Origin of the sequence: Nonomuraea sp. NPDC049141, assembly GCF_040648415.1 — a bacterium.
In the GTDB taxonomy this organism is placed as follows: Bacteria; Actinomycetota; Actinomycetes; order Streptosporangiales; family Streptosporangiaceae; genus Nonomuraea.
Genome location: NZ_JBEZDR010000209.1, coordinates 1 through 1517, shown reverse-complemented (window position 1 = coordinate 1517; position 1517 = coordinate 1). Strand labels below are relative to the sequence as shown.

The following is a 1517-nucleotide window of genomic DNA, read 5'->3' as shown; positions in this document are numbered from 1 at the left end:
ACACCTCGGCGGACGGGATCGCCTGCGACCCGTGGAAGGTGCCGGACCATTGGTGCAGCTCGACCGACACACCCGCCTCCAGCAGGCGCATCGCGGACCTCGCCCTTGAGCACACCGGCCTGGAGGGCGGCGCCGACGGCGACGACCTCGTCCGGGTTCACGCCCTTGTTGGGCTCCTTGCCGGTGAGCTGCTTGACCAGGTCGGTCACGGCCGGCATCCGGGTCGAGCCGCCGACCATGATGACGTGCTCGACGTCGGAGACCTTGATGCCGGCGTCCTTGACGGCCTGCTCGAACGGGCCCTTGCAGCGGTCCAGCAGGTCCTGCGTCATCCGCTGGAACTCGGCCCGGCTGAGCGTCACGTCGAGGTGCAGCGGGCCCGCCGCGCCGGCGGTGATGTACGGCAGGTTGATGTTGGTGGTGGTGGCGGCGGACAGCTCGATCTTGGCCTTCTCGGCCGCCTCGCGGAGCCGCTGGAGGGCCATCTTGTCCTGGCCCAGGTCGATGCCGTGCTCGCCGCGGAAGGTCTTCACCAGGTGGTCGATGATCCGCTGGTCCCAGTCGTCGCCACCGAGGTTGTTGTCACCGCTGGTCGACTTGACCTCGACGACGCCCTCGGCCAGCTCCAGCAGCGACACGTCGAAGGTGCCGCCGCCGAGGTCGAAGACCAGGACGGTCTGCTCCTTGGAGCCCTTGTCCAGCCCGTACGCCAGGGCCGCCGCGGTCGGCTCGTTCACGATCCGCAGCACGTTGAAGCCGGCGATCTCGCCGGCCTCCTTGGTGGCCTGGCGCTGGCCGTCGTTGAAGTAGGCCGGGACGGTGATCACCGCGTCGGTGATCTGCTCGCCCAGGTACGCCTCGGCGTCCCGCTTGAGCTTCATCAGCGTGCGGGCCGAGATCTCCTGCGGGGTGTACTTCTTGCCGTCGATGTCGACGGACCAGTTGGTGCCGATCTCCCGCTTGACCGAGCGGATCGTCCGGTCCGGGTTGGTCACCGCCTGGCGCTTGGCGACCTCACCGACGAGCACCTCGCCGTTGCGGGCGAACGCGACGATCGACGGGGTCGTCCGCGAGCCTTCAGCGTTGGCGATGACGGTGGGCTCACCGCCCTCCAGGACGCTGACGCAGGAGTTCGTCGTGCCGAGGTCGATACCGACCGCACGTGCCATCTTCGCTTCCTCGCTTCATCACGTTGTGGGCAGGTGACGGGCGACGCCCGTCGAGCTGCCCGGCGGGCGTCGCCCGCAGCGACCCCACCACAAGTTGAGTGAACTTGACTCAATAGTGCCACGCCCCGCGAAATCGTCAAGTCGAGGTTGAGCCGACCCGACGCAACCCCAGGTTCTTACCGATCGGTTGTCTTCCCTTGCGTCGGTCGGGCACGCTTTAGCGGTGACGACGCACGGCGATCCCGCCACCCCGGCCGGCACGCCCACCGTCGCAGCCCGCACCGGCCCCACGGACGCCGGGGAGGACCGGCCCGCCACCACCGGGGACGACAGCCTGCCCGCCGCGCT

Annotated in this window: 1 protein-coding gene; it reads right to left on the bottom strand. The window is 69.1% G+C overall.

Annotated elements, in window-relative coordinates:
* On the bottom strand, positions 1-1169 hold a 1169-nt coding region (locus AB0B91_RS65915), incomplete at its 3' end, for an Hsp70 family protein (protein WP_358343205.1).
* Between the last annotated feature and the right edge of the window lie 348 nt (positions 1170-1517).